We start from the raw sequence: 26,317 nt of genomic DNA, 5'->3' as shown, positions 1-26,317 counted from the left end.
GGTTAGCCAAGCCCTTGCTGATACGCTTGGAAGAGCGCATCGGGGTCCAGTAACGCCGTGGCGGGCTGCCCATCGCTGGGCTGCCATAGCGCGCTCACGTAGGGGCGCAGCGTGCTCGCCAGAGTGTCGGGAGGTGTCTTCAAGGCGCTCACGGGCAGCTCGCACACATCCTCCAACTGGTCGATGCGCACGGCGCTGCGGATGCCCGCGCCCTTCACGATGAGCAGCATGCCGTCGGCTGGGGTCGTGGGAAGCCCCAGCAGCGGCTGTAGCGTAATCAGCGACTCGATCTGGCCTCGCAGGTGAATCACGCCCTCCGTGGAGTCCGGTAGGCCAGGGACGAAATAGACCGGCGTATCCCCTTTGAGAATTTCACTCACCGCATGGCCGGGCAGCGCAAACGGCTGGCCGGAGAGCTGGAACAGCACCACCTGCTGGCTGGGTTCGTCCACGTCGACGATGGCCGTATCGTCGCTGTGCTCGCTGAACGCCTGGGCAAACGTGTCGCCGGCCTCAGGATCAGGCTGTCGGGAATCCGTCATCGTCCTGCTCCGTACTGGTGATCACCTGGTTGCGCCCCTGGTGCTTGGCGCGGTAGAGCGCTTGGTCGGCGCTTAAGCGCAGCGACTCGGTGGAGGGGTGAGTCGGGAAGCTGCTAACGCCAGCGCTGAACGTGCAGCGAAAGCGCGCGCCGCCTGCATGAAAATCCACCTGGGCGAAGTCGTGGCGCAGAGCATCGATCAGCTCGCTGGCGCGCGCGTCGCTGACCCCTTTGAGCAGCACCACGAACTCTTCGCCGCCGTAACGGCCAATGATATCCGACATGCGTAGGCGGGTTTTCAACAGTCTCGCCAGGGTGATGATGACCTGGTCGCCAGCGAGGTGGCCGTGAGTATCGTTCACTGCTTTGAAGTGGTCGATATCGATCATGGCCATGGCATGCTGGGTGTTGTCCCGGTGGGCCTGGGCCAGCGCTTTGCTGATGAGGTCGGTGGTGGTGCTGTGGTTATACAGCCCGGTCATGCTGTCACGGGTCATCAGCGAGCGCAGCAGGCGCAGCCGCTCGGCGCGCAGCTTTACGGCAGAGACCAGCTCGTCAGGCACCACGGGTTTGGTGATGAACGCTTCGACACCCGCCGTCATGGCAGAGAGCTGCTTCTGGCTGTCGGTTTCGCTCGAGAGATAGATGATCGGCAGACCCACGTGCTCGGGCTGTTGGCGAATGATGTTCGCCAGCTCCTCGCCCGAACAGACGGGCATATAGACATCCACCAGCAGCAGGTCGGGGCTAAAGCGCTCCAGGGCATTCAGCGCATCGGCGGGGTGGTTGACCTGCTGCACGGCCATGCCCGCCTGTTCCAGCAACAGGGCATGATACGCCGCTACCTCGGGCTCATCGTCCACGATCAAGATACGCAGCGGCTCGTCGTCGATGGGAGTGGTCAGCTCATCCACTGCCAGCATGAGATCCAGCGGTTTCACCGGCTTTGTAAAGTAGCCGTTGCAGCCCGCCCGCACGGCGCTCAGCCGAGAGTGAAAATCGCCATGGGCAGAAAGCACGATCGAGGGCAGGCGCTCGCCGGTGAGCTTGTTGAGACTGGCGAGCGTTTCGGTGCCTGCGGTATGCCCCTGGGGGAACTGCACGTCCATGATGATGGCATCGGGACGCCGGGTGATCACCGCATTAAAAAAGGCGTCCGTATCTTCGAAATGCACCACCTCGTGGCCGAAGCAGCGCAGGTGGTGCAGCAGTTGGCCCACCTGATCCGGCTCGTCGTCGCACAGGTAGATCAGCCGTTGGCGCTTGCTGCGGGTTTGTACTGGCTTGGGCGAGAACTCGACGCTATTCATCGCCGCCAGCGCCCGCTGCTGCCCCGGCAGCGACTGCAGCCGCTGCTGCTCTTCGGCGAGCTGGGCAAATACGCGTTCGACCACGTCGCCTGCGGGAGGCTGCTCATGGAGGGCGGTCTCGCCCTGGTCGGCCAGTAGCGCAATCCGCTCGAAGCCCAATGAACGTCCCGTTCCCTTCAAGCTGTGGAAAAACCGATGCAGTTCTGGCCCCAGGCGCGCGTGCGCTTCGGAAGACGCTTGGCTCTGTTGCCACTGGTCGACCGTGTGCTGTAAGCGCGCGGGTAACTGGTCGATGAAACGTTGGCGCAGTTGATTGAGTTTGTCGTGCAACGAAGGAGCAGAGGGGGACATCAGGCTACCTGTGCGGGTGGGCGAGCGGTGCATGGCGTAGGTAACGGCATGGCTACTCACCCAGCGCGTGGGCGACAGCGTGCTCGAGCGAAGTGTCCAGCGCTGCATCTTTCTGCAGGCAAGCGCTAAGACCCGGTGTTTGGCGCAGCGACTCATCTGGCGTATCGCCCGTGAGCAGGATGAACGGCAGCATGACCCCCTGCTCACGCAGCATGTGTAACAGCTCGATACCGTTGATCAGCGGCATGTGCATATCGCTGACGATCATCGCGATATCGTCATGGGCATCCAACTGGCTGGTAGCCTCCATAGCGTCGTTGGCGAGTAGGACATCGTGGCCCTGAAACTCTAGCAGTGCCCCGGTCATCTCCCCCGCTAGGGGGTCGTCGTCTACGACCAATATTCGCATGGTAATCCTCTTGGCGGGAGACTTAGCCCAGCAGGGCTTTGAGCGTCTCCACTAAGTTGTTTTGATCGAAGCTGCCTTTCACGATGTAGGCATCGGCGCCGACTTCCATTCCCCGCTGACGGTCGCTCTCTTTTTCGCGGGAAGTGATGATGATAATCGGCTTGTGACGATAAAGATCATTTTCGCGCAGTCTGGCGGTCAGCGCAAAGCCATCCATCACGGGCATCTCGACGTCGGTGAGCACGGCGTCGAAGGGCTCGGCCAGGGCTTTGTTCAACCCATCGCGGCCGTTTTCCGCCAAGGTGACGTGATAGCCCCACGCTTCCAGCACGTCTTTCTCGATTTCTCGGGTATTCAGAGAGTCGTCCACGATCAGCACGCGGTGAGGGGTATCGTTCGGCGCTTCGCTACGCGTCACGGCAGGCGTGTGGCGCTTGGCGCGCTCTAGCAGCGCCGGAACGTGCAGTAGACTGACCAGCGCATTACGCCCCTGGGACACCATGCCCGATACCAAAGGCAGGTAGCGCAGGTGGTCGGGCAGCGGTTTGATCACCATGTCACGCTCGTCGACCAGTGAGTCGACGATGAGCGCCAGTTTCTGCTGGCGCTGATGCACGACCAGCAGCAGGACCTTGGTGGGCAGCGCTGCGGGGACGGGCAGCCCTAGCAGCTCCGCGAGGGGCACCACGGGAACGAACTCATTGCGCAATATCAGCGTGGGCTGGCCTGCCGCATCGATGAACTGCTCCGGCGAACACTCGACCAGCTCGGCGACTTGGGGCGCGGTGACGCCGAGCGTTACGTTGCCGACCTGGACGAGCAGCACCCGCATCATCGCCAGCGAGAGCGGCAGGCGAAGCGTAAACCGTGTGCCCTTGCCGTGCTCGCTGGCGAGCTGCAGATCGCCGCTCAGCTCATCCATCATGGTCCGCTTCACCACATCCATGCCCACGCCGCGCCCCGAAAAATCGGTAATCATGGGCTTGGTCGAAAAGCCGGGCAGAAAGATCAGTTCGAGCGTCTCTTGATCGCTCAAGACGGCCAGCTGCTCCTCGGTGAGCAGCTGCTTGGCGATGGCCTTTTGGCGAACCGCTGCCAGGGAAATGCCGGCGCCGTCGTCGCGCATTTCGACCACCACCCAGTTACCATCTTGCCACGCTGCCAGTTCGAGCTGCCCTCTGGGCGGCTTGCCGGCGGCTTGGCGCTGTTCCGGCGTCTCCAAGCCGTGATCCAGCGCGTTACGCAGCAGGTGGATCAGCGGGTCGGACAGGCGATCGATCAGTTGGCGGTCCAGCTCGATTTCACTGCCCCGCACCCGGCAATCCACGCGCTTCCCCAGCGACTGGGCAAGTTCCCTGGCCATTTGCGCCAGCGGGTCGAACACCACGCCAAGGGGCAGCATACGCATTTGCAGGGCGCGCTCATGCAGGTCGCTCATCAGCGCATCGTGGCTTAGCACGCTGTCTTTCAATTCGCGGTTGAAGGCATGGACGGCGCTGCGCTGATCGCTGGGCAGGGTGGCTTCCAGCGCCTGGGCTTGTTCGACCAAGGTGTGGAGGTGGTGATGCCCCGAGAGCACCTCGCCCATCAAGCGGATCACGTCGTCCAAACGATCCAGGCGTACACGTACCGTGTCGCTGAGCGCCAGTGTCGTACTGCCTATGGGAGAGGGCTGCGGCGGGGTGTCCGGAGGTGCTGACGGCGGCGGTACAGGCGGGGCAGCCGCTGCCGATGCTTCGGGCAGTGATGCGGGGTCTGCTGCCCCGGCGGCGGCTTCCAGCGCTTGGCAGAGCGTGGGGTCGGCCTCGGCGAGGGTCTCGGGAGCGGCCCCCTGGGCGAGCTGGGCCACGTAGTCGGCTAGCGCATCGATGGCTTGATTCAGCAGGCTGATACTGTCGGGGCCGGGCGCTTGGCTACCGTCTCGAAACGCGCTCAAAAGCTCTTCCGCGCTGTGCGCCACTGCGGTGATAGGAGCCAGTTTGAGCATACGGGACGAGCCTTTGAGCGTATGCGCGGAGCGAAACAGCTCGTTGATACGCTCTTTATCGGCGGCTCCCTGCTCCAAGGCGCTGACCCCCTCGCGTAAGCGGGGTAGGTGGTCAGCGGCCTCTTCGACGAACCGCTGGATGAAGCGTCGAATATCCAGCGCCATTAGCCCACTCCCTGTGTGGCGGTGTGTTCAGATAGGTAGCGTTTTGCCAAGAAGCAGGCATCGCCGGGCGGCAGGGGCGGTGCAATGACGGTCAGCCCGCCGCTGGCCAGGGGCGATGCTTCGAGCAGCCGCACTACGGCGGCGTAACCGCGCTGCCGCTGTGTCGGATGGTCGGGTAGCTCCCCCTGGCGCAGCAGCTCGGCTTGGTAGAAATGGGCCGGCCAGCACTCGGGGGCGACGTACAGCGCGCGCTTGAAGTAGTCGAACGCTCGCTGGGGCTGCTGCTGCCAGCGGGCAACGAGACCCGCTAACAGCAGCGCATCCACGTTCCAAGGGTCGTCAGCCAGCAGCGGTGCCAGCAAGGCATCGGCCTCGCTGAAGCGGTTCTGGTTCAGCGCATCGTGAGCGTGCTGTAGCTCGGCTTGGGCCGCCGTGGGCGCCGATGACGAGGGTGGCGTCTGGCGTGGTGGTTCTTGGGCGGGTAGTGCTGTAGGGGCGTCAGGCTCGTTGACCACGGCGATATGATTCGTCAGCGGTATGGTCGGTGCGCCACTGTCTTCCTCAGACGCGGGCGTATCGGCTTGAAAGTAGAAGACGCCCTGCTCCTCTTTGAGGGAGAGCACGCCCAGGTCGTTACCCAGGGTTTCGGTAACGCCGCACAGCAGAATGCCGTTAGGTGTCAGCAACCGTTTGAGCTTGCGCTGGATGGTGCGGCGCGTGGCTTCGTCGAAGTAGATCGAGACGTTGCGAAACAGGATGACATCGAACGGGCCGCCAATGGCTCGTTCATCCGGCGCCAACAGATTCAGCGAGCGAAACGCCACCCACTGGCGCAGCGAGGCACTCAGTTGAAAGCTGCGCCCCACCGGCGTGAAAAATCGCGCTTTCAGCGAGGGGTGAAGCGCACGAAACGCCATACCGGCGTAGAGACCCGCCTGCGCTTTGGTCAGCACTTGGTGGTCGACGTCGCCCCCGATAATGCCGAACAGCGCTTGGGCGCGATCACCGTAGCGCTCCTGTAACGCCATGGCGACGCTGTAGGGTTCTTCCCCCGAGGAGCAGCCCGCGCTGAGCAGGCGCAGCGGGCCGCCTTGCTCGGCGAGCCGACGGGGCAGGTACGTATCGACCAGCCATTGAATCGTTTCCGGTTCGCGGAAAAAGTACGTTTCGTTGACCGTTAGCTGACTGACAAAGCGGTCGAACAGATCGTTGTCTTGACGCAGATGCGCCAGCAGCACGTCGCTGTTTTGGGTGCCTAGCTCGACCTGCAAGGCGTCGATGGCGCGGGTCAGGCGCGCCTCGGCGAGACCTTCCAAGTGCAGCCCGCAGCGCTGATGAACCCACTGTTTGAACGGATCAAGGGCGCTCATTGCGGCTCCCGCCAAGGCGATGGGGTAAAGCGGACTTCCCGCAGCAGGCGCGCTGGCAGCTCGTCTAGCCCCAGCACGTGCTGCACCACGCCAGCGTTGACGGCTTCTTGGTTCATGCCGTAGATCACCGAGCTGGCTTCGTCCTGTGCCAGGGTCGTGCCGCCCGCGAGGAGGATGGCTCTTAGGCCGCTGACGCCATCGCGCCCCATGCCCGTTAAGATCACACCGATGCTGTCGGCGCCATAAACGCTGGCCACGCTGTGCAGCATGGCATCGCAGCTGGGGTGGTACAGCGTCTGGGCGGGGCTGGGGGTGAGCTGCAAGCGATGCTGACCTGTGACGCTGAGCTGGCTTTCGGGGGGGCAGAGGTAAATATGGCCGGGGCACAGCCGCTCGCCGCTTTGCGCCACGCTCACCGGCAGCGCGCAAAGCGATCCAAGCCAGGTGGCCATGCCGTCGATGAACCCGGGGCTGATGTGCTGGGCAATCACTATGGGGGAGGGAAATCCTTTGGGCAGCTTGCTCAAGAGGCGGGCCAGCGCCTGCGGGCCACCGGTGGAGCAGGCAATGGCCACCACCCGCTGAAAACCGCGGGAGGCGACCGGGCAAGGGCCGGGAACGGGCAGCCTGACCGGCGTGGGGGTTCGTGCGGCCGATGCGCGACGCCGCAGTCGGGTAATCACCGACACGCCTGACAACAACCGCACCCGCGACAGCAGCCGCTGCGCGTCCTCCTCGTCGAGACCGGGCTTGGGCAGGACTTCCAGGGCGCCGACCTCCAGCGCCTGATACGCCGTTTGGGCGTCTGCGCTGTCACTGATCACGACGATGGGCACCCCTTTGGTGTGCATGATCTCCTCGATGGCGCTGAGCCCGTCCATCACCGGCATGGTCAAATCCATGGTGATGAGCTGCGGACTCAGCCGCCGCGCCAGCTCGACGGCTTCTTGGCCGTTGGCGGCTTCACCGACGATCTCGATATCGCCATCGCGGGTGAGGATGTCGCGCAACACCTCGCGCGCCAACTGACTGTCATCCGCTATCACGACCCGAATTGGACTCATGGGGACGTCCTCAGGAGGGGCGTTGCTGATGGGGCGGGGCAGTGCCGTGCTCTTCGAGAGTAAACTCCTGAACGAGCGCATTCAGCTCTGCAGAAATCTGTACCATGTCTTGGCTGATTTCCGTGATGCTGCGCACGGAGTGGGCATTACGGGCACTGGCTGTGTCGATATCCCGCAGGGCGATCACCACCTGGTTGCTGGCCGTTTTTTGCTGCTGTGTGGAGAGCGAAATTTGCTGGGCAGCGCTGCTGGTTTGGCTCGCGGCTTTGAGCAGCGCTTCCAAGTCTTGAGCGGTACTGATACTGGCCTCGACCCCCTGCTCGATGGAGGTCGCGCCCTTTTCAGAGGCCACCACCAAGCGGTTGATCGCTTGCTGAATATCGTCGGTGTGCCCCTCGATCTCCTGGGTGGAGTCGGTCACGCTGTCGGCCAAACGGCGGATCTCGTTGGCGACCACGGAGAAACGGCGGCCGGACTCTCCCGCGCTGGAGGCTTCCAGGGCGGCATTGAAGGCGATCAGCTTGGTTTGGGCGGCCAGCGTGTTAATCAGCTCCATCACCTTGCTGATCTGCTTGGACTTCGCCCCTAGGGTCATGATCTCAGCAAGACTCTGCTCGCTGTCGCTGCGGATATCCTGCATTTTGGCCTGCAGTAACTGCATGGCGGTGCTGCCTTTACGGCTGCGCTCTAGGGTTTGGTTCGCTACGTCCACCACGGATTGGGAGTGATCGGCAATTTGTGTGGACGACGTGGAGAGCTCTTCCATGGTGGACGTGATTTCTGCGACAGAAGAGGCCATCTCTTCCACCGCGGCGGCCATCGTCTGGTTGGCTTCATGATGAATGTCGCCCCCCTGAATGCCGGATAGCCCCGCCGTCTGTGCTAAACGGTCGGCTACTTGGGTCAGCGCCAACGCGTTGGATGACACGGCCGCAATTGCGCGGGAGAGGCGCTCCAGCAGTTGGTTGGTTTGGTCGGCCAAGTCGCCAAGCTCGGCGCGGTCGTCCGTTTCTACCCGGCGGGAGAGGTCCAGACTATGGGTGATCTCTTTTAGCTGGCGTTGAAAACGGTTGAGCGGTCGAATCAGGCTCCCCGTTAGGGGGTAGAGCAGCGCCAGTCCGGCCACCAGCAGCAGCAAGCCAAGCTCGATCGAACTCAAAAAGCGCTGGCGAATGCTGGTGGTGTACTCCTCTTTGGAGACCTCCACCATGAGATAACGCTGTAATTCCGGCAGCCAGCGGGTCGTGACGTAATAGTGATCGCCATCGCGCTCGATGTCGGTCACGTGAAGCTCGTTATCCTGGCGCAGCAGGGTATCGGTTTCTTGGGCTTGCAGTTCCGAGATATTGGTTTCGTTGCTGGTAATCAAGAACGCCCCTTCGGCACTCAAGATCGACGCTCGCCCCGTCTCTCCCAAACGGTAGTCACGAATGAGCTGTGCCATGCGCGATAGGTCGAGCCCCGCGCCCGCCACGACACTGGGGCGCCCGTTGGCGGCGGTGCCACTGCTGCGGAAGTTAAGGAATACGAAGGCTTCTTCGGGAGAGAAGGTATCACTGTCTAAATTCAGATTGTAAGACGCGCGGCTGTCGGTGAACTGATAGTACCAGTCGTCGTCTCCGCCAGGAGATTGGAGCGGACGCTGCAGGAACTCGCCGTCACGGTACTGGAAGTAGACGCCGCGCCCTTGGGTTTGCGCGGCGATGAAGAGCAGTTCGGTATCCAACTGGTCCATGAGGCGCGACAGGTAGCGCTCGATGTCTGGCTGCTGTGCCTCGGGTAGCCCGTCGGCGACCCACTGTTCGATGAAATAGCTGTTGGCCAAACTCTCAGACACCGCGAGCGCCGGACTCAAGCGGAGGTTGATACGCGTGGCTAATCCTTCCACCTGGGCAGGCAGTTCGACGTTCAGCAGGTTATCCAGACGGGCTTGGCTGTGCGTACGCGCCTGCAAATAGAGAGCCAGAAACATGGCAATGGCCAGCACCGTGCCAAACGAGATAAACAAACGTAGCCGTAATGGCAGGGTTTTCCAGCGCGCTGTCATTATCGCGATTGCTCCAAGTGGGACGAAGACGCTCATGAAAAGGCAGAGGGCCACGGCGCGTTTCATGGGTAGATCATTAGCAGGGTCACGCCATGCCCGTCAGGCATGATAACAACGATTTCAGCGGCTTTTGGGAGAAGTGTCTACTATTTACGCCAACGGTTTGCCTATGCAGGTGATTTATTTATACAAAGATTATCCATTGCGTTTGACGTAGGTTAAGATTTTGACAAAAGTGATACATGCACGTAGCCTGTTAACCAAATGGAACGATGATTTGCTAAGGAAGCAACATGTTGTCACTCACCCCACCTACCCTGCTGGCCGTCCTGCGGAGCATGTTGCCGCGCCATAGCCGCCACCAAAGCGGTATGTTGCCCGCCGCTGGGACGCCAGAACGCGAACGCTTGGTGCTCGCGGCCAAACGCTGTTTTGGCTTGACCGATACAGATCTTCTGTCGGCCTCTTCCATCACGTTGGAGGAGTGGGCCGATGCGCTTAGCGAGCGTGGCGACATTTCCCACCTACGCCTGTTCGATAGTGCCACTGGCGGGGCGTTTAGCCATCAATTGCAGCGCCAGCACCTATACAGCGCAGCATCGTTACGGCAAGAGGCCGAAGCGCTCAGGACGCTGTTGGCCCACGAAAGCCAAGCCAGCCGCAGCGTGGTGAGTTGGCTATCTATGCAAACCGCGGCGGGGTTCATGCTAGGGGCGCTGCTGCCACAGCAGGCGGGTTGGTCGTCGCGTTCGCTGTTCGATCACGCCAACGCGCTATGGGAACTCAACGCGGGCGATATCATGGTCACCAGCGCCGATCGGTGGGGCCAGTTGGCGCAGCGGCTTCCTTCGCTGCCCATGAACATCACGGCGGTGTCGACCTCTGCATTGGACAAACACACCTACCGTTCCCTGCTGGCGAAAGGGGTTGCGCATATTATCGAACTCCACTGTCAGCCCGGGTTGGGCGTGCTGGCCGCGCGTCGTTCACGTCAGGCGCCGTTCGAGCTGCTGGCCCACTGGCACCCCACCGAGAGCGATGACTACCTGTTGCGAATGATACAAGGTGGTATGCCCGACGAGGTGCAGCTGGCCGAACCTCTGCGCTGGGTAGGCGCGCGTCACTTTTTACCCGTCATCGGCGAAGAGGGTTGGGTGGCGGAGGAGAGTGGCTCGTTGGGCGTATCGCCCGCTTGGCAAGTGCCTATCCAAGGCGCTCGCCCGGGCGCCAGCGCCGCCTGAACCGTCCATCGCTAAAGAATGGCGTGGGGAATGAAGCATGACGTATCTTTGGTGATACGCCCCACGTCTTCTCGAATGCCCATGCCACAGGCGCGATCGCCCACGACCCAACTGCCAATCAGCGCGTGCTTGTCGCCAAAGCGCGGCAGCGGGTGGTACGCCTGGCGTATCCACGGGTTATCAGTGTAAGGCCCGCCCACGCTCTCTTGCTGGCCGCTGGGCGTTATCAAACTAATATTGCTCCCTTCCCGTGAGAAAAACGGCTTGCGCACCCAGCCTGCCTCCAGCGGCGAGTGACTATTTTTTTCAAAATACGCCGGTAGCAGATTCGGGTGCCCCTCATACTCTTCCCACAGCAGCGGCAGAATCCCTTTATTGGAGAGCACGGCTTTCCAGGGCGGCTCAAACCAGTGGGTGTTGAGTTGCGTGACCGCCTCGCCAAATGCTTCTACCGCCATCTCTTCCCACGGATAGAGCTTGAATAGCGCAGTGATGGGGTGGTCGTCCAAATCGACAAAGTGCTCGACTCCTGGAGCGATACCAATGTCTTCGATGTAGATAAACGGTGCCTGTAGGCCTGCCTGCAGGGCGATGTCCTGCAAATAGCTGACAGTGGCGCGCTCCTCGTCGCTGCCTTTGACACAGGAGAAGTAGAGGGTGCGGTTTTCCAAGCGGTCGCCCAGATGCGCCATAGCATTAAGCAGGCGCTCTTGAATCGAGTTGTACTGGTCGGCATGGCGGGGCAGGATGCCTTGCTCAATCGCCTGCTCTAGCCACACCCACTGGAAAAAGCCCGCTTCATAGAGCGAAGTGGGTGTGTCGTAATTGAGCTCTAAAAGCTTCGCGGGACCGTTGCCCGAATAGGCAAAGTCCATGCGCCCATACAGCGGCGGCTGCCCGCTACGCCAGGAGTGGTGGATGATGTCCCACATATGCTCGGGGATCGCGAGGCGTTGCATTAAGGCATTGGAGTGGCAGACCTTATCGACCAGCGCCATACACATCTCGTGCAGCGCTTCGGTGGGCGCTTCGATCTCTTGCTCTATCTGCTCCAGGGTGAACTGGTAGTAGGCGTCCTCTTTCCAGTAAGGCTCGCCATCGATGGTGTGGAAATGAAACCCCAGCTCTTTGGCCAGGGTTTTCCACTGCGGGCGTTCAGAAACGTTGATGCGCAGCATAGTGGCTCCCAAGGGGGTGGCTAAGAGCCCCAAGAGGCCGAGCGGGTGCCCAGGCCGCGCCGCGTCGTGGCTTGGCGGTTTTGCACCACCGAGCTACGCAGGGCCTCGTTACGCTGATTGACCCGCTGGGAAGCTTGGCTGGCAGCGGCATTCCAGTTGCCCTGGTTTTGGCGGTTGCGGTAGACCGGCTCTTGATACACGCGCTCAAACGAGCGCCCTCGGCTGGTATTCGCCAGCATGTTACCGACCATATAGCCCATCATGGCAGGCATGAACCAACTGCCGCCGCCCGCAGCCTGGGCCTGCTCGTCGGTGGGGGCTGCGCAGGCGCCTTCGCCGTGTTCGGCTTCGCAGGCTTCCAGGGTGTCGAAGCGCGGCACGGACTCTAGAGAGGCCTCGTAAGCGTCTTCGCAGGCGCTGCGGGTGTACACGTTGGCGGCTACGCACTCTTCGACGCCTTGATAGCTTTTGGGCTCGTCGAAGCGTACATCGGTGAGGTGCTCGTCCTCCGCGGGCTGGGTGCAGGCGGTCAAACCGAAGGCGCTCGCTCCCATCATCGCCAAAGAGAGGCGCGCGCTGCGCTTACGGCGGGGCAGGTGAGTGGGATGGATCTGCTTTTCCATGAGTGCGCTCCGTTACCAGGTCATTGAGGCCGCGTTGATCAAGCCCACGGCAATCGAGATGCTGCCCACCAGCGTGCCGTAAGCCTGGTGGCCTTCGGTGATGTGCTGAGACAAGCTCTCGCCCTGGCGGCGGAGAAATAGTTTCAGGCCAAAGAACGTGGCGATCTGCACGCCGAAGGCCACCACGCCCCACAGAATGAAGTCGATATAGCTAATGGAGTGGGCCATGGCGCTGTAGAGCGGGAGGGTGAAACCCAGGATAGAGCCGCCGTAAGCGGTGGCGGCCGCCGCATTGCCCGCTCGAATCAGTGCCCACTCGTGGTGCGGGGTTAGGCGGCTATAGCAGTACATAAAGGCCACCAGCAGCGCGAGCGCGCCGAGCAGGTAGGCAAAGAAAGACGGTAATCCCTGTAAATAGTGCAACATGGCAGTGTCATCCTTGTGGTCAATGACGGTGGGTCAGTCAACGTGGGCATTGTGACATAGCTTCGCCTGGGATCGGCAATCGTCTTTTGGCTTTCGTTGCGCGATGGATTTGGTAGTAAAAAAACCTATTGTTTGCCTTTTGTTGCGACTAAAGGCTAATAGATGAAACGTGTCACCTGCTTAGAATCCCGCGATGCTTGGTATTTTTACCTAAATTCACCGTGTCGTATCGCTTGATACCGCTCTTCGTGCCCGTGTTGGGCACCGCTTCAGACGCGACCGCATCGAAGGACTTTCCCCCATGCATGCCCTAACCCTGGCATCGTTTCTGTTCTTTACGGGCCTGGTGGCCTTTGTCACCTGGCGCATCACGCGACGTGATGACCACCGTAGCACCAGCGGCTATTTTCTGGCAGGCCGCACGCTGACCTTTCCGCTGATCGCGGCGTCCATGCTGATGACCAACCTCTCCACCGAGCAGATGGTGGGGCTAAACGGGTCCGCGTTTACCGATGGTTTGAGCGTCATGGCGTGGGAAGTGATCGCCGTGATCGCCCTGGTGGCGCTGGCGCTATTTTTCCTGCCGCGCTTTCTGAAAAGCGGCATTGCCACGCTGCCACAGCTGCTGGCGATTCGTTTTGATACAGGCACGCAGCTGATTGCCAACGTTATTTTCCTGATTGCTTACGCGGTGGTGTTACTGCCGATCATCCTCTACTCCGGTGCCATCGGCCTTCAGGGCATGCTGGACTTACAGGGCCTGACCGGCATTGAATCCAACACTGCGCTGCTCTGGGCGACGGTATGGGCGGTGGGTCTGATTGGTGCGGTCTACGCGCTGTTTGGCGGCCTGCGTACGGTGGCGGTGTCGGATACCCTCAACGGGGTAGGCCTGCTGATTGGCGGCTTCGTGATCGTTTACTTTGGCCTACAGGCGGTGAGCGGTGGCACCGGTGTGATGGAGGGCTGGAATATCCTGAAAGAGAGCGACCCCAGCAAATTCAACTCCATGGGTGGCCCTGAACAGCAGGTACCGTTCTCGACCATCTTTACCGGCGTGCTGCTGCTTCACCTCTTCTACTGGACCACCAACCAGCAAATCATCCAGCGCACCTTTGCCGCCAAGAACCTGGCCGAAGGCCAGAAGGGCGTCTTGCTCACAGGGTTTCTAAAGCTGCTGGGGCCGCTGTACCTGGTGCTGCCCGGTATCATTGCGTACCACCTGTATGCCGACCAGGGTATTCGCGCCGACGAGGCGTATGGCCACCTAGTATTCAACGTGCTGCCGCCCTACTTGACCGGCTTCTTTGCGGCGGTGATGGTCGGGGCGATTCTCTCCTCGTTTAACTCCGCGCTGAACAGCACCACGACGATCTTCAGCTTGGGGATCTACAAAGGCGTGCTGAAAAAAGACGCCACGGAAGAGCAGGTGGTGAAATCCGGCAAGGTGTTTGGCTGGATCATGGCGATTACCACCATGATTATTGCGCCGCTGCTGGCGGGCCAGGACAGCCTGTTCGGCTACCTGCAGAAGATGAACGCGATCTACTTCATCCCGATTCTTGCCGTGGTGCTGGTGGGTCTGCTGACAAAACGCGTACCGCCCATGGCCGCGAAAGTAGCGCTGGTCGGCGGCTGTTTGCTGATTGCGGCGGGCTACTTCGTGCCGCCGTTCAACAAGCTGCCCATGGTGATGCACGAGTTCCACTTCGTCGCTGCCGTATTCGTGCTGCTGGTGGCGGTCATGCTGGTGATCGGTAAGCTGCGCCCCCGCGCAACGGACTGGGTGCAGGAAGACTCCGGCGATGTCGATCTCACCCCGTGGAAAGGCGCGGTGCCTACCGGTATCGTGCTGGTGGTGTTGGTGGTGATCATGTACGCCTCCTTTGCAGGCGGCTAGGCTCTGTCTGAAAACTGGCTACGCTCGACCATACGGCGTTAAAAATCGGCTCAAAGTACTCATTTACAACATGTAAACTCCGTCTTTTCGCCGATTTTTGCCTTGTCTGGTCTTCGCTCGCCGACTCTTCCGGCAGAGCCTAATCACGCCAGCGTTTAAAAGCAGCATTTGAGAAAAAACAGCCACGCCCCGTTTTGCGGGGCGTGGCTGTTTTGGGTGGGGCGTTTTTAACGAATCGGCTAAGCGGCGTGGTAGGTGGTGTCGAAGCGTTTGCGCAGCTCGTTCTTTTGCACTTTGCCCATGGTGTTGCGCGGCAGCGAATCGACAAAAAAGACCCGCTTCGGCTGTTTGTACTTGGCCAGCCGCCCCTCTAAATGATTCAGAATGGCGGCTTCATCCACCTGCTCCCCTGGCTGGGTTACCACTACAGCAGTGACGCCTTCGCCAAAGTCGGGGTGGGGCAGGCCAATCACGGCAGACTCCGCCACCTGCGGCAGCTCATCGATCACCTGCTCGACCTCTTTGGGGTAGACGTTATACCCGCCGGAAATCACTAGGTCTTTATCCCGACCGACGATATGCACGTAGCCTTGCTCATCGACCATGGCGAGATCGCCGGTGATGAAAAAACCATCGTCTAGCAGCTCTTCGCGGGTTTTTTCCGGCATGCGCCAGTAACCAATGAAGACGTTAGGGCCGCGAATTTGCAGCATGCCAATCTCGCCCTGCGGCACTTCTTCACCGGTGTCCCGGCTGGTAATGCGCATCTCGACGCCCGGCAGCGGCATGCCCACGGTGCCCGCTCGGCGTGCGCCGGTGTAGGGGTTGGAGATGTTCATATTGGTTTCGGTCATGCCATAGCGCTCAAGAATGGCGTGGCCGGTTTTGGCCTCGAAGGCTTCGTGGGTTTCCGCAGTGAGCGGTGCCGAGCCCGAGACGAACAGCCGCATATGGGCGGTGACCTCAGGGGTGAGGCGCGGGTCTTGAACCAGGCGGGTATAAAACGTCGGTACACCCATCATCACGCTGCCGTTGGGCAGCTCATCGAAAATCACATCGGCATCGAATTTAGGCAGAAAGCACATGCTGGCCCCGGCCATCAACGTGACGTTGCACGCCACGAACAAGCCGTGGGTGTGAAAAATAGGCAGCGCGTGGATCAGCCGATCTTCAGCGCTAAAGTGCCAAGACGAGACCAGCGTTTCCGCGTTCGAAGCAAGGTTACGATGGGTCAGCATCGCGCCTTTTGAGCGGCCTGTAGTGCCCGAGGTGTATAGAATCGCCGCTAAATCCCGCTCGCCAAGCGTGACGATGTCATCTCTGGGGTCACTTTGCTGCGCTTTCTCCATCAGGCTGCCATCGGCATCGGTGCCTAAGGTGTCGACCGCCGGGCAGCCGGTATCGCGGGCAATGGCGCGGGCGGTGTCGATGTCTGAAGGCCTGCACACGAACAGTGCGGGCTCGGCGTCTTTCAAGAAATAGCGGATCTCATCGCCGGTGTAGCCGGTATTGAGCGGTAAATAGACGCCGCCGATACGCAGGCAGGCGAGGTAGAGCAAAATGGCTTCCGGGCTTTTATCCACCTGCACCGCCACGCGGTCGCCTACGTTCACGCCTAGCGCGGTCAGTGCCCCGGCAAGCTGGGCGCTGGCGCTGAGCGCATCTTGGTAGCTGTAGTGGCGGCCCTCGCGGGTGGTGATAAAGGGGGCGTTGCCACGCTCGCGCATGCGCGCGGCAAAGGTGTCAAATAAGTTGTGGTTCATTTGGTGGTCTCTCCCTTGGCCAGCTTGCGGGCGCGGCGAGCCAGGTCGCGCACCTCGCTTGAACAGGCAACGGTGGCCTTTGCGGTATAGTTTTCGTGATTGCGCTCGATATCGTCGAGCACGTAGAGGTAGTTCACCATCAGCCCTGCCGCTTGCTTCATCCCTTTGGCAGACACATCCCCCAGCCAGTTAATGCGGTGCAGCTCGGCACCATTGCCCAAGTGGAAGCGGGCCACCGGGTTCAGCGGCAGGCCATGGCGGTTCTTCTGATCGACCAAATAGTGGGCAGCGAGCGGGCGAATGGCGGTTTTGAGGCGCTCTTCGTGGGCTTTATCCTGCTGCCAGTTGGGCGTTGCTAGCGCGTCGAGCGCCTCACGGATGCTATCGGGCCACTGGGCATCCTGCTGCTGTTCGGCCAGCCACTGGGCGAAGCCGGGCACCGGCGAGAGGGTAACGAAGTACTTGAGCTGGGGCAGTTCCTGGCTGAGCTCCTGCACTACCTGCTTGATGAGGAAGTTGCCAAATGAAATGCCGCGCAGCCCGGTTTGGCAGTTGCTGATACCGAAGAAGGCTGCGGTATCGGCATCATCTGGGTCCGCCAAGCCATCCTCAACGCCTGCCAAAATGGGTTGAATACGGCTGGGTAGGCCTTTGTGGAGTGCGACCTCCACAAAAATCAGCGGTTCGTCGCCAATCGCGGGGTGAAAAAACGCGAAACAGCGGCGGTCTCGGGCATCCAAGCGCCGCCGCAGGTCGTTCCAGTCCTGAATTTCATGCACCGCTTCATAGCGGATGATTTTTTCCAGAATGGAAGCAGGCGTGTTCCAGTCGATCCGCTTGAGCATCAAAAAGCCGCGGTTAAACCAGGAGCCAAACAGGTGCGCAAAGTCATCATCGATGGGTGCTAAGTTGGGTTCCTCGCGCAGCAGCTGCAGCAGATCCTCACGCATTTTGACGAGGTCGTAAGTACCGTCGGTGGCGAGGTTCAAACGCCTAAACAGCTCCTGGCGACGCGGCTCACAGGCTTCAAACAGCGCCTGCAGCGTGTGGTTGTCGCGGGCCTGTTGATAGGCTTGGTAGGCGCTATCAATCTGCTGCGGTTCCGCGGCAAAGTCGTCGGCCAGGCGCTTAAAAAACTGGCGTTTTTCCCCTTCCGACAGCCGCTGGTAAATCGCCAGTGCGCGGCTGGCCAGCGCAATGCTGGAGGCTTCGCCGTCACTGGCCAGCAGCGCTTGGCAGGCTTTGACCAGCTGATGATGGTCGGGCGTCAGCGTTTCCGGGTGTTTACGCCGCAACAGCGCGTCCCGCTGGGTGATGCTGTTAAACATCTCTTGGAGAAAGGTCATGTTCATGATGCGTCCCCCTTTAACCCATAATCAGGTTCGGTAGCCATAGCGCAATCCCCGGAAACAGGCAGAGCAGCAGAATGCCCAGCACCATGCACAGCGCATAGGGCAGGCTGCCCATCAGAATATCCCGCAGCGAGATATCGGGGGCGATGCCTTTGATGATGAACAGGTTAAGCCCCACCGGCGGTGTGATCAGGCCGATTTCCAAGTTGATGGTGAGAATGACCGCGAACCAGTAGGGGTCGAAGTCCGCCGCCAAAATGATCGGCAGCAGAATCGGCGCGGTCATCACGATGACCGCCACGGGGGGCAGGAAGAACCCCGCGACCAACAAGAACAGGTTGATGACGCCCATCAGCACCCAGCGATTCACTTCTAAATCGGCAATGGCAGCGGCCACGGTTTGGGTGATGAACATTGACGAAAGTGCGTAGGCGAACACTTCAGCAGTAGCAATGACCAGCATGATCATCACGCTTTCCCGCAGCGAGTCGCGCATGATCAGCTTGATGGGGCCCAGCTGCCACATGCGGTAAATCAAAATCGCCAGTGCCAAGCAGAGAAATGCCCCCACGCCTGCGGCTTCCGACGGGGTCGCCACGCCGCCGTAAAGGGCAAATAGAATACCCGCGACTACACCCAAGAAGGGCAGCACCCGCACCAGCGCCTTCATGTTGCTATCGACGTTCTGCTTGATGTTCTCCTTCAGCTTTTCAGCAGAGGCCGCCAGCGGGTTGTTGTAACCCCCTGCCATCTTGCAGGCGATCATGGTCCAGATCATAAACAGGCCCGCGAGCATAAAGCCCGGCACCACCCCAGCAATAAACAGCCGGCCAATTGAGGTTTCGGTGGAGATACCGTAGATAATCATGGTGACCGAGGGGGGAATCAAAATCCCCAGCGTGCCGCCCGCCGCGATACAGCCCGCCGCCACGCCATCTGGGTAGCCACGGGTGCGCATTTCAGGAATGCCCATTTTGCCGATGGCGGCGCAGGTGGCCGGGGAGGAACCCGAGAGCGCAGCGAAAATAGAGCAGGCGCCGATATTAGAGACCGCGAGACCCCCGGGCAGGCGGCCCATCCACAGGTCTAGCGAGCGGTAAAGATCGCGCCCGGTTGGGGAGGAGGCCACTGCCGCGCCCATCAAAATAAACATCGGGATGGCCACAAAGCCAAACTCCGCGATGCGATCAAAAAACGTTTCGCCAAAGTAGGTAAGTTCCGGCAGGCCCCGGTCGTACAGCAGCGCCAGCAGTGACACACCGCCGAGTGCGAACGCAATCGGGGTACCAATCGCCATCAGCACGATTAAACCAATGGCCACGATAATGCCAAGCGTAATGGGATCCATGATTAGCCCTCCCCGCGCATAATTTCAGCCACGTATTGCAGCGAGAGCAGCGTGGCCCCCACGGCCATGGGCAGAATGGCGGGCCATAGCGGTGGGTTCCACACCGAGCCAGTGGTCCATTCGCCGTGCAGCGCTTCAAAGACATACACCCAAGAGGCGTAGGCCAACGCCGCGCAAAAGAGCAGGCCAAACAGTGATGCGACTAGACGCATGGCTTTTTGCGCTAGGCCGCCGAGGGCGTCCGGTACGATGGTGATCGCCACATGGCCACCGGTCATCAGTACGTAGGGGCTGCCCATCAGCATGGCCCCGGTCACGGAGAAAATCGTGAATTCGGTCTGCCAGCTTGTGCTCATGCCCAAGGCGTAGCGGATAAAGACCATTTGGCAGATCACCAGAACGCCTGCCACGAACATGGCGCAAGCAAGGTATGCCGACGCGCGCGACAGCGTATCCATCAAACGGATATAGCCGCCGATGACCCCGCTGCGTACGGCAGGGGGGTGTGTAGTTGAAGTTGCCATAGTTCCCTCGTCAAGCTCAGCAAGCAGCGGACAAACGTGGCCACTCAGCGAGTGGCCAGCACGGTCAGTGGAGGCGCGTCTTACTCGACGGCAAGCGCCGCGTCGATGATGGCCTGACCGTTGGGAACGTTATCGGCAAAGTTTTTGTAGGAGGTTTCGCGGGCAATCTCTAGCCAGGCGTTGTAGTCATCCTCGCTCATACTGACCACCTCGACGCCGTTCTCCTCGTACACGTCGACCATCTGCTGGTCGATGGCGGCCGCTTCTTCCGCGAAATAGACCTCGGCGGCCTCACCGGCTTCTATGAGCGCGGCTTGCTGCTCCTCGGTCAAGCCTTGCCATACCTGCTCAGAGATCAGGATGGGCTCGTACATAAACCAGAGGGCGTAATCGCCGGGTTCCGTCAAGCACTCCACCTGTTCGTAAAGGCGGAAGGAGATGAACGACATAGAAGAGGTGTTGGCGGCTTCCAGCACGCCGGTTTGCATGGCGGTGTAGACCTCTGACGAGGGCATGGAGGAGATCGACGCACCGGCCGCTTCCAGCATCTCTTCAAACGCAGGGCCGGCGGCGCGTATATTCTGCCCATTCACCGTCTCTGGGGAGGTAATGCACTGCTCGCTAGAGGCGAAACCACCCGATAGCCAAGCATCCGCTAGCACGCGTGCCCCGCCTTCGATGATGACGTCTTTAATCATCGTCATGTACTCGGAGTCGTTCAACCGCTGGGCGTGGGCCTGGTTACGCACCAAGCCCGGCATCAGCGTGGCCGAAAATTCCGGGTGGCGGCCACTAGCGTAATCCAACGGCAGCGAGGTGATATCCAGGCGGCCGCGGGCGATGGCGCCCCACTGCTCACGAGCCTTGAATAGCGACTGGCCTGGGTAGACTTCTATGGTCAAGCCGACATCCGCATCGGCGACGTGGCGTGCCATCATCTGCACCATTTCATCGCGAATGTCGCCCTGGCCGCCGGGGAACTGGTGCGAAGCGCGTAGGACGGTGTCCGCATTGGCGTGGGAGGCTGCAATAGCGAGGCCCAGGGCCGCAGCGGTGGGCAGTAAGAAGCGTTTCATATGGCGTCTCCAACAGTTGTTGTTGTGTGTTTGGATTAGCGTTGTGTGTTTATCAGGCGAGCTGATATATATTTCAATAGCGGTTATGTATGCTAATGTCAAATTTATGCCATATTTATGTCATCGCCTGCGGCGTTACCGAAGGAGGTCAGTCATGGCGGATACGAAGCGTTCCAACGCACAGCGGCTAAGGGATTCTTTAGAGGATGACATCATCAACGGGCGGCGCGCCCCCGGCGAGCGGCTAGATCCGGAAGCCCTTGGCCAAGAGTTCAATGTGTCGCGCACACCAGTGCGTGAAGCGTTTCAACAATTGGTGGCCAGCGGGCTGGTCACGGTCTCGCCGAAGAAAGGCACGTTCGTTGCGAAGGTGGGTATCGATCAGCTAATCGAAATGTTTGAAGTGATGGCAGAGCTTGAAGGCATGTGTGGCCGCTTGGCCGCGCGGCGTATCAGCGAGCCAGAGCTGGCGGCGCTTAAGGCCGCACACAAGCGCTGCGAAGCCGCCGCCCTGGCGGGCGACACCGATGAGTACTACTACGAGAACGAAGCGTTCCATGACTGTATCTATACCGCCAGCCACAACACCTTTTTAGCCAGCGAAGCCCGCCAGCTCAAGCAGCGTTTAAAGCCTTACCGCCGCTTACAGCTGCAGGTCCGACAGCGCATGCACAACTCGCTCCATGAGCACCAAACGATCGTCGACGCCATCGAGCAGGGCGACGCCGCCCAGGCCCAACAGGCGCTCTGCGACCACGTGTTGATCCAAGGCGAGCGCTTTAGCGACTTCGTTGCCAGCGTGCGCCGTATGGAAGCGCCGATGGAGCGCACGGGCTAGTGTGAGCGTTAATCACAGCGGCTAAGCGATATCTGCTGGCGATCACGATCCAGATAAGTAAGGGACAGCGTATTATCGCTTTCCAGGATGAGCTGAAGACGCTCTTCGCTGGTCATTCCCTCCCCTTGGCAGCTGAGTGTTGCTTGCCAAGTATGTGGTTCATCGCTCTCCTCCAATGCCATATCGCAACGGTTTTCACGTCCCTCAAACCTTCCTTGCGCTAACGTGATGGGGGCACCTTCTTGCCCCTCTTGGCACCATGTGGGCTCTACCGCCCAACGCCCATACAGCATGTCTTGCGAGATGGATGCTTCATTGGAGCCGCTACTTGCATCGCTACTTGTATCAGTACTGGCGTCGTTTCCACAGGCAGCTAACAGCACAAGCGTAGGTGCCCACATTAGTCGGTGTAAGCGCATGCAACATACTCCTTATGTTTTGGTTCATCCGTGAAATGTGTATTCGCGCAAAGACTTTATCGCTGAGTGGCAACAAGCGCTATATACGGCTTTAAAAATCCCCCGGTGCGCACTGTAGGCAGGTCAGCCCGAGTGCGCGCCACTGAGCGACGACGGCATCGCGGTCATCCAGCACGAGCCAGGGGGCGAAGCCGTCGCTGTGCATTTGGTCCAGTAGCGCTGATTTCACCTCTTCGTCATCCACATGGTCATCGCCTTCCGGGCGTAAGTACATGGCGTCGAAAGGAATGTCATGGCGGGTGAGCCATGCCTGGGTGTGTTCTCGGTGGCTGTCTGGGCGGCCGCTGCAGATGACGATGTGCTGGCCTTGGGCTTTTAGCAGTTTGACCAGCCGGGCGACGGGCTCAATCACCGGCGCGTTCGCCATGTGGGCAAAGAAAGGATCCCACTGTTTGGCGGGGCCAAGTACCCACTCGTGGACCTCGGCAGGGTGAAACTCGGCCAGCGTGCCGTCGACATCAACAATGACTGCGTTCATAGACGTTTCCTAATGCGTTAACAGAAGTGAAGAGAGCGGGCGCGCCTCTGATGGGGCGTTTAGCGAAGGCTGCGTGATGAACCGTTCGCCCAGCAGGGCACGCCAAGCGGCCTCAGCATCGGCATGGAGCGGCGTAAACAGCGGTGCCACTTGGGTGGCCTGGAGCTGGTTGGCGAGGGCCACCAAGTGCGAGGCGCGCAAATGAACGTTCCAGCGCTGCCAAAGCACATCGCCAGCGGCGAGCTGTTGACGGCGCTGTGGGGTTAAGTAGCCGGTGTGGAGCAGGCGGTGATGCGGCCAATCGGCAGGGTTATCGTCACGGTCGCTGACCAGCCAAAGCGCCGGGTCGCGGGCATTGGGGCGTTTTAAAAGCGCTTGGATAGCCTCGTCTAACCCTTCACGGCGAAGGTCATTGGGCAGCGCGAGTAGGGCGGCCAGGTTATCGCGAATGATCGGGTCAATCGCCAAGGGCAGGTGGCGTTGGTCCGCCTCTTCCGCCAGCCATAGCGCCATTTCCAGGGCGCGCCCTGTTTCTGGTACCGGCAGCACCAGCGGGTGGTCTAACGCTTTGCCAATGGCGTGGATGCACTGCGCTTGGGGCTGGTCGTAGCGGCCGTAGGAGGCATCCAGCAGCGCCGTGTGTGCGGGTGGGGGCGCATCAAACGGAAACAGGCGCGACTCAAAACAGGCATCGCCGCTGTAGAAAATGCCGCCTGCAACGTCGAGATGCAGCCAGACACCGCCTAGCGAATGGCCCGCTTGCCCGGTGGTCACCGCAATCCCTTCGACGTTAATACGGCCCCGGTAGGGCAGTGGCTGCCACGCCCGTTGTGGGGGCAGCGCCTTAGCGACTAACGGCGTGCAGTAAAGCGGTATCTGCGCGGGTAGTTCCGCGACACCGCCAATGTGGTCCACGTGGTCATGGCTGATCAATACGGCGTCTACGTCCAGCCCACTTGCCCAGGTAATCGGCTCGCCGGGGTGCAGTGCGCCTCCGGCATCCAGCAGCAGGCGTTTGCCCTGCGCTTCCACCACGATAGCCGCTGGCCCTTTGCCGCCCAGCCCACTGAGGATCTGAATCGTGGTGCTCATTGGTCAGGCTCCAGGCACCAGCCTTCCAACAAGCGCACCGCGACGTGCTGGCCCTCGTTGAGTGCGGTGTGATGATAGGCCAGCAGCGCTTCTCCCGTGGATAAGCACAGGTGTAGCTCATAGCGTTCACCGCGAAAGGTGAGCCGCTCCACGCGTCCGGTTAAGTCGTGAGAGTTAGGCGATTGTGCGGACGACGGTGCAGGGGAGTGTGCCTCAATACGGATATGTTCAGGACGTACCAAAACGGGCTGAGTGCGCGCCGTGAGCGGCGCGGCCAAGCCTTGCATCAGCGCTGATTCACTTAGTCGCTGGCCCGGTGCGCCGCCTGCGACCTTTAGCTGGCTACCTTGGCCGATAAACCGAGCCACCCATTCGCTACGCGGCTCTCGGTAGAGCGTTTCAGGCGTTGCCCACTGTACCAGCGCGCCGTCACGCATCACCGCAATGCGATCCGCCATTGCCATGGCTTCGCTTTGATCATGGGTCACGTACACCATGGTGGCTTGGGTGCGGCGGTGGAAGTCGACAAAGCTGTGCTCCATAGAGGCGCGCAGGTTGCGGTCCAGGTTGGCGAGCGGCTCATCGAGCAGCACCACGTCTGGGTCGGTGACTAGGCAACGCGCCAACGCTACCCGCTGGCGCTGGCCACCGCTGAGCTCCTGTGGAGCGCGCTGGGCGTAGGGGGTAAGCGCAACCTGCTCCAGCGCGTGGGCGACTCGGCGCTGATACTCGCTGCCCTGAACGCGGCGCAGTTTCAGCGGGTAGCCCACGTTATCGGCCACGCTCATGTGCGGCCAGAGGGCGTACGACTGAAATACCATCGCCATGTTGCGCTGTTCAGGGGGCACATGGTGCTGGTCGCTGGCGAGTAGCGTGCCGTTGAGCGTGACGGTGCCGCTGCTGATCTGCTCAAACCCCGCCAACATGCGCAGCATGGTGGTTTTGCCGCAGCCGCTGGGACCGAGTAGGGCCACAAACTCGCCGGGGGCAATCTCCAGCGACAGATCATCAACCGCCCGGTGATCGCCAAACTGTTTGGTCACACGATGAATAGCTAGCCCTGCCACGGCACGACTCCTTTAGGTAGACGCGGGGCCAGCAGGCTGAGAGATAGCATCAGCGAGGCGACCATGATCACTACCAGCACAGAAACTGCCGATGCCAGCACGCTTTCGCCGCCCTCGTCCAAGTTGAAAATCAGTACGCCCAGGGTTTCATTCCCGGCGCTCCAGAGCAGCGCGGAGACGGTCAGTTCATTCACTGCCAGCAAAAATACCAGCAGCCCGCCAGCAAACAGCGAGGGCGCAATCAGCGGTAAAAGAATGGTGATGAGCCGACGCCAGGGGCCTGCGCCCGCCAGCTGAGCGGCTTCTTCCAGTGAGGGATCTAGCTGGGCCAAGCTGGCACTTACGGGTTTCAGGCAGACCACCAAAAAGCGCGCCAGATAGGCCACAAAGATCAATCCGAGCGTGCCGTAAAGCGCTAGGTTGATGAGCGGTAACGGGCGGACAAACAGTAAAATACAGGCAATCGCCAGTACTACGCCGGGCAGCGCGTACGGCAGCTCAATGGCGCTAAGGGTGAGCTGCTGCAGACGCGGTGGAAGGCGCTGTAGGCGGTAAGCGAGCGGCAGGCTGCATAGCATCAGTACCAGCGCGGCACCGCCCGCCAGCCAAAGACTGTTACGCACTGCCCGCCAAGTGGCTCCTTGACGGCCAATCACTTCGTGATAGGCATTGAGCGTGATGGACTCAACGCTCAGTGGCACGCCCATGGCAGGTACCAAGGAGCTCACCACCAGCGCGGCCAGCGGCGCGACCAGAATCACCAGCAGGACGCCGACCAGCAAAGCCGTCACGAGGGGGCGATAGCGGCCTAGCGAAAAATCGTGGGCGCGGCCGCTATGGCCGCCTAACCCAAACCGGCTGCGGTTCATCCAACGCTGCTGCAAGGCCACGCCTGCCAGCGCCAGGATGCCGATCAACAGAGAAAGCGCCGCCATCTCTGCCAGTACGCCGGTGCCAAAGCTGGCCATGCGCTGGTAAATCAGCGTGGGTAGCACGTAATAGCCGGCGGGAATACCCAGCATCGCGGGAATACCAAAGTTACCCAGGCTGGAGATAAACGCCATGGCGGCCCCGGCAATCAGGCCGTGGCGGGTGATGGGTAAGATAATATGGCCCCACACCTGAGTTTGGCGCGCGCCGCTGATGCGTGCGGCTTCAATCAATTCACGTGGCAGGGACAGCAGAGACGTGCGTAGCGCCAAAAAGACTAGGGGCGCACTCTGAATGCCCAGCAGCAGCGCAATACCCTCTGCGGAGTAGAGCGGCTGCGGGCTGCCTAGTGGCGGGGCCATGCCGATGCTTTTTAACAAGGGGCTGGCGGGGCCAAACAGCTGTAGCCAGCTCAGAGCGGTGACTTGGGGCGGGATCATCATGGGCAGCATAAAGCAGAACACTAGCCACGCTTTGCCGCGAATGTCCGTCAATGTGATCACAAACGCGAACAGGCTACCCAGCACCAGCGCAATCAGCATACCGAGGCCCGAGGTATACACACTGTGCCACAGCGCACGCCACGTGCTGGCAGCGGTGAGCACCTTCCACAGCGGCGCTTGGCTACCCTGGCCAAGGTCGCTCAATGCCTCGATGAGTAGTCGCAAACTGGGCGCGAGGCTGAGCAGTACGATGAGTAGGGTGATCAGGCTAAGCAGCCAGCGATGCTGGCTGCCAAGGTTGAGCGAAGGGGTCAT

23 protein-coding genes are annotated in these 26,317 nt (G+C 60.7%); 3 read left to right on the top strand and 20 right to left on the bottom strand.

Annotated elements, in window-relative coordinates; all coding sequences use genetic code 11:
• Positions 1-2 precede the first annotated feature (2 nt).
• From QIT27_RS09555 to QIT27_RS09525, 7 genes are read right to left on the bottom strand one after another with little or no spacing between them, the layout of a single operon-like run.
• Positions 3-542: a chemotaxis protein CheW gene (locus tag QIT27_RS09555; RefSeq protein ID WP_159343323.1), complete on the bottom strand. Its 540-nt coding sequence runs from the start codon at positions 540-542 to the stop codon at positions 3-5.
• Positions 520-2,202, bottom strand: a complete 1,683-nt coding sequence (locus tag QIT27_RS09550; RefSeq protein WP_285263767.1) for a diguanylate cyclase — start codon at positions 2,200-2,202, stop codon at positions 520-522. The genes QIT27_RS09555 and QIT27_RS09550 overlap by 23 nt, the downstream gene beginning before the upstream one ends.
• A gap of 52 nt (positions 2,203-2,254) precedes the next feature.
• On the bottom strand, positions 2,255-2,611 hold the full coding sequence (locus tag QIT27_RS09545; RefSeq protein ID WP_159343322.1) for a response regulator: 357 nt from the start codon (positions 2,609-2,611) through the stop codon (positions 2,255-2,257).
• Between the two features lie 22 nt (positions 2,612-2,633).
• Positions 2,634-4,763 carry a hybrid sensor histidine kinase/response regulator gene (locus QIT27_RS09540; RefSeq protein WP_285263635.1) on the bottom strand — a complete coding sequence of 710 codons (2,130 nt, stop codon included), beginning with the start codon at positions 4,761-4,763 and terminating at the stop codon, positions 2,634-2,636.
• A complete protein-coding gene (locus QIT27_RS09535) occupies positions 4,763-6,133 on the bottom strand; it encodes a CheR family methyltransferase (protein ID WP_285263634.1) in 1,371 nt (456 codons plus the stop codon). Before QIT27_RS09535 ends, QIT27_RS09540 begins: the two co-directional genes overlap by 1 nt.
• The gene (gene cheB / locus QIT27_RS09530) at positions 6,130-7,197 is read right to left on the bottom strand and encodes a chemotaxis-specific protein-glutamate methyltransferase CheB (RefSeq protein ID WP_285263633.1); all 1,068 of its coding nucleotides are present in this window, start codon (positions 7,195-7,197) and stop codon (positions 6,130-6,132) included. The genes QIT27_RS09535 and cheB overlap by 4 nt, the downstream gene beginning before the upstream one ends.
• Before the next feature lie 10 nt (positions 7,198-7,207).
• Positions 7,208-9,244, bottom strand: a complete 2,037-nt coding sequence (locus tag QIT27_RS09525) for a methyl-accepting chemotaxis protein (protein ID WP_285263632.1) — start codon at positions 9,242-9,244, stop codon at positions 7,208-7,210.
• 293 nt (positions 9,245-9,537) lie between these two features.
• Between QIT27_RS09525 and QIT27_RS09520 the strand changes: the two genes are divergently transcribed.
• The gene (locus QIT27_RS09520) at positions 9,538-10,485 is read left to right on the top strand and encodes a hypothetical protein (RefSeq protein WP_285263631.1); all 948 of its coding nucleotides are present in this window, start codon (positions 9,538-9,540) and stop codon (positions 10,483-10,485) included.
• A gap of 11 nt (positions 10,486-10,496) precedes the next feature.
• Here QIT27_RS09520 and QIT27_RS09515 read toward each other — a convergent pair whose 3' ends face one another.
• The 3 genes from QIT27_RS09515 to QIT27_RS09505 are packed head-to-tail and all read right to left on the bottom strand — an operon-like array spanning position 10,497 to position 12,712.
• Positions 10,497-11,663, bottom strand: a complete 1,167-nt coding sequence (locus QIT27_RS09515; protein ID WP_285263630.1) for a glutathionylspermidine synthase family protein — start codon at positions 11,661-11,663, stop codon at positions 10,497-10,499.
• Between the two features lie 20 nt (positions 11,664-11,683).
• Complete coding sequence (locus QIT27_RS09510) at positions 11,684-12,286, bottom strand: DUF1190 domain-containing protein (RefSeq protein ID WP_253018328.1); 603 nt, start codon at positions 12,284-12,286, stop codon at positions 11,684-11,686.
• A gap of 12 nt (positions 12,287-12,298) precedes the next feature.
• A complete protein-coding gene (locus QIT27_RS09505) occupies positions 12,299-12,712 on the bottom strand; it encodes a DUF350 domain-containing protein (protein ID WP_044630035.1) in 414 nt (137 codons plus the stop codon).
• Between the two features lie 301 nt (positions 12,713-13,013).
• On the opposite strand from QIT27_RS09505, the gene QIT27_RS09500 reads away from it, so the two are divergent.
• Positions 13,014-14,612, top strand: coding sequence for a solute:sodium symporter family transporter (locus tag QIT27_RS09500; protein ID WP_285263629.1), 1,599 nt, complete (start codon positions 13,014-13,016; stop codon positions 14,610-14,612).
• 239 nt (positions 14,613-14,851) lie between these two features.
• Here QIT27_RS09500 and QIT27_RS09495 read toward each other — a convergent pair whose 3' ends face one another.
• The 5 genes from QIT27_RS09495 to dctP form a co-directional block, all read right to left on the bottom strand.
• Complete coding sequence (locus QIT27_RS09495) at positions 14,852-16,375, bottom strand: malonate--CoA ligase (protein WP_285263628.1); 1,524 nt, start codon at positions 16,373-16,375, stop codon at positions 14,852-14,854.
• Positions 16,372-17,727 (bottom strand): malonyl-CoA decarboxylase, encoded by a 1,356-nt coding sequence (locus tag QIT27_RS09490; protein ID WP_285263627.1) that lies wholly within the window; start codon positions 17,725-17,727, stop codon positions 16,372-16,374. The genes QIT27_RS09495 and QIT27_RS09490 overlap by 4 nt, the downstream gene beginning before the upstream one ends.
• A gap of 13 nt (positions 17,728-17,740) precedes the next feature.
• Complete coding sequence (locus tag QIT27_RS09485) at positions 17,741-19,075, bottom strand: TRAP transporter large permease (RefSeq protein WP_285263626.1); 1,335 nt, start codon at positions 19,073-19,075, stop codon at positions 17,741-17,743.
• Positions 19,076-19,077: 2 nt separating this feature from the next.
• Positions 19,078-19,599 carry a TRAP transporter small permease subunit gene (locus QIT27_RS09480; RefSeq protein ID WP_159343311.1) on the bottom strand — a complete coding sequence of 174 codons (522 nt, stop codon included), beginning with the start codon at positions 19,597-19,599 and terminating at the stop codon, positions 19,078-19,080.
• Between the two features lie 80 nt (positions 19,600-19,679).
• Positions 19,680-20,675 carry a TRAP transporter substrate-binding protein DctP gene (gene dctP / locus QIT27_RS09475; protein ID WP_285263625.1) on the bottom strand — a complete coding sequence of 332 codons (996 nt, stop codon included), beginning with the start codon at positions 20,673-20,675 and terminating at the stop codon, positions 19,680-19,682.
• 154 nt (positions 20,676-20,829) lie between these two features.
• Here dctP and QIT27_RS09470 point away from each other — a divergent pair, with 154 nt between their 5' ends.
• Positions 20,830-21,513 (top strand): GntR family transcriptional regulator, encoded by a 684-nt coding sequence (locus tag QIT27_RS09470; RefSeq protein WP_159343309.1) that lies wholly within the window; start codon positions 20,830-20,832, stop codon positions 21,511-21,513.
• Between the two features lie 8 nt (positions 21,514-21,521).
• Here the strand turns inward: QIT27_RS09470 and QIT27_RS09465 are convergent, their stop codons facing one another.
• The 5 genes from QIT27_RS09465 to QIT27_RS09445 all read right to left on the bottom strand — a co-directional run bounded on the left by QIT27_RS09465 (position 21,522) and on the right by QIT27_RS09445 (position 26,317).
• On the bottom strand, positions 21,522-21,932 hold the full coding sequence (locus QIT27_RS09465; protein WP_285263624.1) for a hypothetical protein: 411 nt from the start codon (positions 21,930-21,932) through the stop codon (positions 21,522-21,524).
• A 91-nt stretch (positions 21,933-22,023) separates the two neighbouring features.
• The gene (locus tag QIT27_RS09460) at positions 22,024-22,470 is read right to left on the bottom strand and encodes a phosphatase domain-containing protein (RefSeq protein WP_285263623.1); all 447 of its coding nucleotides are present in this window, start codon (positions 22,468-22,470) and stop codon (positions 22,024-22,026) included.
• Positions 22,471-22,479: 9 nt separating this feature from the next.
• Complete coding sequence (locus QIT27_RS09455) at positions 22,480-23,562, bottom strand: MBL fold metallo-hydrolase (RefSeq protein ID WP_285263622.1); 1,083 nt, start codon at positions 23,560-23,562, stop codon at positions 22,480-22,482.
• A complete protein-coding gene (locus QIT27_RS09450) occupies positions 23,559-24,629 on the bottom strand; it encodes an ABC transporter ATP-binding protein (protein ID WP_285263621.1) in 1,071 nt (356 codons plus the stop codon). The genes QIT27_RS09455 and QIT27_RS09450 overlap by 4 nt, the downstream gene beginning before the upstream one ends.
• A complete protein-coding gene (locus QIT27_RS09445; RefSeq protein WP_285263620.1) occupies positions 24,617-26,317 on the bottom strand; it encodes an ABC transporter permease in 1,701 nt (566 codons plus the stop codon). The genes QIT27_RS09450 and QIT27_RS09445 overlap by 13 nt, the downstream gene beginning before the upstream one ends.

The sequence above is a fragment of the Halomonas sp. LC1 genome, from assembly GCF_030247125.1.
Lineage (GTDB): Bacteria > Pseudomonadota > Gammaproteobacteria > Pseudomonadales > Halomonadaceae > Vreelandella.
The sequence above is the reverse complement of the archived record's forward strand: the minus strand, read 5'-3'. Positions and strand labels throughout refer to the sequence as shown.

Coding starts and splice junctions, on each gene's coding strand:
- QIT27_RS09555 (WP_159343323.1), bottom strand. CDS start 542: ATGACGGATTCCCGACAGCCTGATCCTGAGGCCGGCGACACGTTTGCC.
- QIT27_RS09550 (WP_285263767.1), bottom strand. CDS start 2,202: ATGTCCCCCTCTGCTCCTTCGTTGCACGACAAACTCAATCAACTGCGC.
- QIT27_RS09545 (WP_159343322.1), bottom strand. CDS start 2,611: ATGCGAATATTGGTCGTAGACGACGACCCCCTAGCGGGGGAGATGACC.
- QIT27_RS09540 (WP_285263635.1), bottom strand. CDS start 4,763: ATGGCGCTGGATATTCGACGCTTCATCCAGCGGTTCGTCGAAGAGGCC.
- QIT27_RS09535 (WP_285263634.1), bottom strand. CDS start 6,133: ATGAGCGCCCTTGATCCGTTCAAACAGTGGGTTCATCAGCGCTGCGGG.
- cheB (WP_285263633.1), bottom strand. CDS start 7,197: ATGAGTCCAATTCGGGTCGTGATAGCGGATGACAGTCAGTTGGCGCGC.
- QIT27_RS09525 (WP_285263632.1), bottom strand. CDS start 9,244: ATGACAGCGCGCTGGAAAACCCTGCCATTACGGCTACGTTTGTTTATC.
- QIT27_RS09520 (WP_285263631.1), top strand. CDS start 9,538: ATGTTGTCACTCACCCCACCTACCCTGCTGGCCGTCCTGCGGAGCATG.
- QIT27_RS09515 (WP_285263630.1), bottom strand. CDS start 11,663: ATGCTGCGCATCAACGTTTCTGAACGCCCGCAGTGGAAAACCCTGGCC.
- QIT27_RS09510 (WP_253018328.1), bottom strand. CDS start 12,286: ATGGAAAAGCAGATCCATCCCACTCACCTGCCCCGCCGTAAGCGCAGC.
- QIT27_RS09505 (WP_044630035.1), bottom strand. CDS start 12,712: ATGTTGCACTATTTACAGGGATTACCGTCTTTCTTTGCCTACCTGCTC.
- QIT27_RS09500 (WP_285263629.1), top strand. CDS start 13,014: ATGCATGCCCTAACCCTGGCATCGTTTCTGTTCTTTACGGGCCTGGTG.
- QIT27_RS09495 (WP_285263628.1), bottom strand. CDS start 16,375: ATGAACCACAACTTATTTGACACCTTTGCCGCGCGCATGCGCGAGCGT.
- QIT27_RS09490 (WP_285263627.1), bottom strand. CDS start 17,727: ATGAACATGACCTTTCTCCAAGAGATGTTTAACAGCATCACCCAGCGG.
- QIT27_RS09485 (WP_285263626.1), bottom strand. CDS start 19,075: ATGGATCCCATTACGCTTGGCATTATCGTGGCCATTGGTTTAATCGTG.
- QIT27_RS09480 (WP_159343311.1), bottom strand. CDS start 19,599: ATGGCAACTTCAACTACACACCCCCCTGCCGTACGCAGCGGGGTCATC.
- dctP (WP_285263625.1), bottom strand. CDS start 20,675: ATGAAACGCTTCTTACTGCCCACCGCTGCGGCCCTGGGCCTCGCTATT.
- QIT27_RS09470 (WP_159343309.1), top strand. CDS start 20,830: ATGGCGGATACGAAGCGTTCCAACGCACAGCGGCTAAGGGATTCTTTA.
- QIT27_RS09465 (WP_285263624.1), bottom strand. CDS start 21,932: ATGCGCTTACACCGACTAATGTGGGCACCTACGCTTGTGCTGTTAGCT.
- QIT27_RS09460 (WP_285263623.1), bottom strand. CDS start 22,470: ATGAACGCAGTCATTGTTGATGTCGACGGCACGCTGGCCGAGTTTCAC.
- QIT27_RS09455 (WP_285263622.1), bottom strand. CDS start 23,562: ATGAGCACCACGATTCAGATCCTCAGTGGGCTGGGCGGCAAAGGGCCA.
- QIT27_RS09445 (WP_285263620.1), bottom strand. CDS start 26,317: ATGACCCCTTCGCTCAACCTTGGCAGCCAGCATCGCTGGCTGCTTAGC.